The organism is Flavobacterium sp. (assembly GCF_040379285.1).
Lineage (GTDB): Bacteria > Bacteroidota > Bacteroidia > Flavobacteriales > Flavobacteriaceae > Flavobacterium.
In genome coordinates, this window is sequence record NZ_JBEILJ010000098.1 from 1 (window position 1) to 3,032 (window position 3,032).

The following is a 3,032-nucleotide window of genomic DNA, read 5'->3' on the forward strand; positions in this document are numbered from 1 at the left end:
AAAAATGAAGAAAACTTTTAACGCATCATGATACGTCGCCACTGTATTATCACTGTAGCGCTTCGATTGCAAATACCGACGAAACCGCATCAAATACACTTGGGATTGGGGACTGGGCAACCGAACTTCAGGCGGTAAAACATTGAAAATAAAACGATTCTCAAAGGTGTCAGGCACGTGCCAGCAAACATTGGACTGACTCCAACGCGCATCGGCAAACGTTTTAATCTCTTGAATTAACGATTGATTTTTTTCAAAATATACACCAATACGAGAAACTCCTTTGTAGACAATTAATTTGGCATTCCATTTCATAATAGTAAGGCTTATAGATACACTACAAATATAGAAGGTTTAGCGCCCTGTTTTACGGTTGTTGATAAAAGTTTTTGAAGAAAGAAATATCCCTAAAACACTGCTTATGAGTGTTATAAGTAAGCTGATGTGATGGCAAAAAACAGCGCCAAAATCAAAAACTTTACGTACCTTAGTTACCCGATTTTTGAGCGCATTTCATAACGTAAAGGGCTCCATTCAAATCAATGTCAATCAATCCTATATGTTTAATCTTCATACGCATCGCTATACCAATTCGCCGCTTGGGGTCGAACTCGTGAATGAGTATCCTTGGGCTTTTGAGGGAAAATCACCGGTGTACTCCATCGGGATTCACCCGTGGTATATTGACGAGGATAAATGGCCCGAACATTTGGATATTGTAGCACACCACCTAACACAAAAGGGCTGTTGGGCCATAGGCGAATGCGGTTTGGACAAACGAATTGAAGTCCCCTTTGAACGGCAGTGCGACGTTTTTAAAGCCCATCTTTTGTTGGCAGAACAACATCAAAAGCCTGTCGTGCTTCACCTTGTTGGGGCGTTTCAGGAATTACTTTCTATAAAAAAACAACTGAAAATTTCGGTTCCACTAATTGTACATGGATTTTCCAAAAATGCCCAATTGGCTCAGGAACTCGTTCGTCATGGATTGTACCTTTCGTTTGGGAAATACTTGTTGCATAATCCCGATCTTCGCGAGGCGTTTCTAACGGTCCCCGAAGACCGTATCTTTTTGGAGACCGATACTCTTCAAGAATCGATCGCCGCGGTGTATGCCCAAGCTGCTCACTATCGTAACCTAGACGTTGGCGAACTGGAACGGCAAATCGAACGAAATGTAGCCCACGTGTTTGGCGTGAAGTAGTGGCATGATAATAATCCGCCAAGAAGTTAACGACGCGCTTCTTTCTTCTCCTACCAATTCCTTATTTTTGCAGTCGATTTACAATGCATAACTCATAATTTATAATTCATAATTCAAAATTTATAATTCATTAAACATGGCTGTTTGGCAAGAACGTGCAGAACTATTATTTAAAACGGAAGGTTTAGAAAAATTGCGTAAGGCAAATGTATTGGTCGTTGGTTTGGGTGGAGTAGGTTCGTTTGCCGCCGAATTTTTAGCGCGCGCTGGCGTCGGAAAAATGACTATTGTCGATGGCGATGTGGTAGATATCACCAACATTAACAGGCAGTTACCCGCCTTACATTCTACGGTAGGTTTGCCTAAAGTCGAACTTATGGCAGCGCGGTTGTTGGACATCAACCCTGAACTAGAACTCACTCCTCTAAAAGAATTTTTATCGCCCGAACGCGCATTTGAGTTGGTGACACCCGAGTTTGACTATGTTTTGGATTGCATTGATAGTGTGACACCCAAGTTGAATTTGTTATTGGCCGCCAAGCGAAAAGGAGTGAAAGTAATTAGCAACATGGGCGCAGGTGGAAAATATTTAGCATCCAAAGTTAAAGTCACCGATATCAGCAAAACCGATTACTGTCCGTTGGCCAAACACGTGCGGAAGCGCCTCAAAAAAGAGGGGATTTCGGGGGGCATCAAAGTGGTCTATTCCAGCGAACGTCCGGATTATGATAGTGTAAAACATACCGACGGAAGCAATTTCAAAAAGTCGTTTTATGGAACGAATTCTTGGATGCCTTGTTTATTCGGACTCCATGCCGCGGAAACTGTAGTACGTTATTTGTTGAAAAAATAATGACGCAACAACCCAAGATTCAAGTTCCACTCACAACTGCCGATCGACTACTCGAAGGGTTAGCGCTGTTCCTTTTGCTGGGCTCTTGGATGTACGCCTTTGTCATGTATCCGAAATTGCCCGAAACGATTGCCATCCATTTTGATGGACAAGGGAATCCAGATGGTTATGGTGGAAAAATGTTTTTTTGGGGCGAAACAGTTGCGGGTACAGCACTCTATGCCTTGCTTACCTTTTTGGGCCGTCATCCCGAATGGTTCAATTATCCCGTGGCTATTACGTCCAACAATGCTCCTCGTCTTTACCGATGGGCTTTGCAAATGATGCGCAGTTTGAAAGTGGTTCTGGTCGGAATTTTTGCCGCCATCCAATGGCAAACCGTTCAAGTGGCCATCCTTCCTGATTTTTCGGGAACCTCCTATGTGATTGGAGTCATTTTGGTAGCGCTTTTCGGCACCATTTTTTACTATTTAATCCAACTCTTCAAATACAGCTAATGCTAAAAACCGTCATTTTTGATATGGATGGGGTTATCGTTGATACCGAGCCCGTGCATCATTTTGCGTATCACCAACTTTTTGACCAATTAGGAATTACCGTTACCCCCGAATTGTATGCTTCCTTTACGGGCAATTCTACCAAGAATATTTTTCAAAAACTCAAAACGCAATTCGAACTCCCACAAAGCGTTGAAGACCTGGTGCAAGCCAAGCGCGATTTGTTCAACGCAGCTTTTGACCATAAAGAAGATTTGACACTACTCGATGGGGTGGAGCGCTTGATTAAAGAACTCAAAGCCCACGATATTCAACTTATTTTGGCGTCGTCTTCGGCCAATGTCACCATTCATCGGGTTTTCAATCGATTTGCATTGTTTCCCTATTTTACCCATATTGTCTCGGGTGAAGATTTTCCTCAGTCCAAACCCCATCCAGCGATATTTCTAGAGGCGGTACGGTTGTCGCAACACCAAGC

Annotated in this window: 4 protein-coding genes and 1 pseudogene; 4 read left to right on the forward strand and 1 reads right to left on the reverse strand. The window is 43.0% G+C overall.

Annotated features, from left to right (window positions below):
• Positions 1 to 315: pseudogene (locus ABWO12_RS12220) on the reverse strand (integrase); the annotation flags it as partial.
• Between the two features lie 244 nt (positions 316 to 559).
• Here ABWO12_RS12220 and ABWO12_RS12225 point away from each other — a divergent pair.
• From ABWO12_RS12225 to ABWO12_RS12240, 4 genes are all read left to right on the forward strand, one after another.
• Entirely contained in the window at positions 560 to 1,204 is a 645-nt protein-coding gene (locus ABWO12_RS12225) for a TatD family hydrolase (RefSeq protein WP_353089287.1), read from the forward strand.
• Between the two features lie 136 nt (positions 1,205 to 1,340).
• The gene (locus tag ABWO12_RS12230) at positions 1,341 to 2,057 is read left to right on the forward strand and encodes a tRNA threonylcarbamoyladenosine dehydratase (RefSeq protein WP_073365249.1); all 717 of its coding nucleotides are present in this window, start codon (positions 1,341 to 1,343) and stop codon (positions 2,055 to 2,057) included.
• Complete coding sequence (locus ABWO12_RS12235; RefSeq protein WP_353089289.1) at positions 2,057 to 2,554, forward strand: DUF1648 domain-containing protein; 498 nt, start codon at positions 2,057 to 2,059, stop codon at positions 2,552 to 2,554. The genes ABWO12_RS12230 and ABWO12_RS12235 overlap by 1 nt, the downstream gene beginning before the upstream one ends.
• A partial coding sequence (locus ABWO12_RS12240; RefSeq protein WP_353089291.1) for an HAD family hydrolase occupies positions 2,554 to 3,032 on the forward strand: 479 nt, incomplete at its 3' end. The genes ABWO12_RS12235 and ABWO12_RS12240, both read left to right, overlap by 1 nt.

Bases quoted from the DNA above. Each gene is read 5' to 3' on its own strand.
- ABWO12_RS12225 (WP_353089287.1), top strand. From the start codon at position 560: ATGTTTAATCTTCATACGCATCGCTATACCAATTCGCCGCTTGGGGTC.
- ABWO12_RS12230 (WP_073365249.1), top strand. From the start codon at position 1,341: ATGGCTGTTTGGCAAGAACGTGCAGAACTATTATTTAAAACGGAAGGT.
- ABWO12_RS12235 (WP_353089289.1), top strand. From the start codon at position 2,057: ATGACGCAACAACCCAAGATTCAAGTTCCACTCACAACTGCCGATCGA.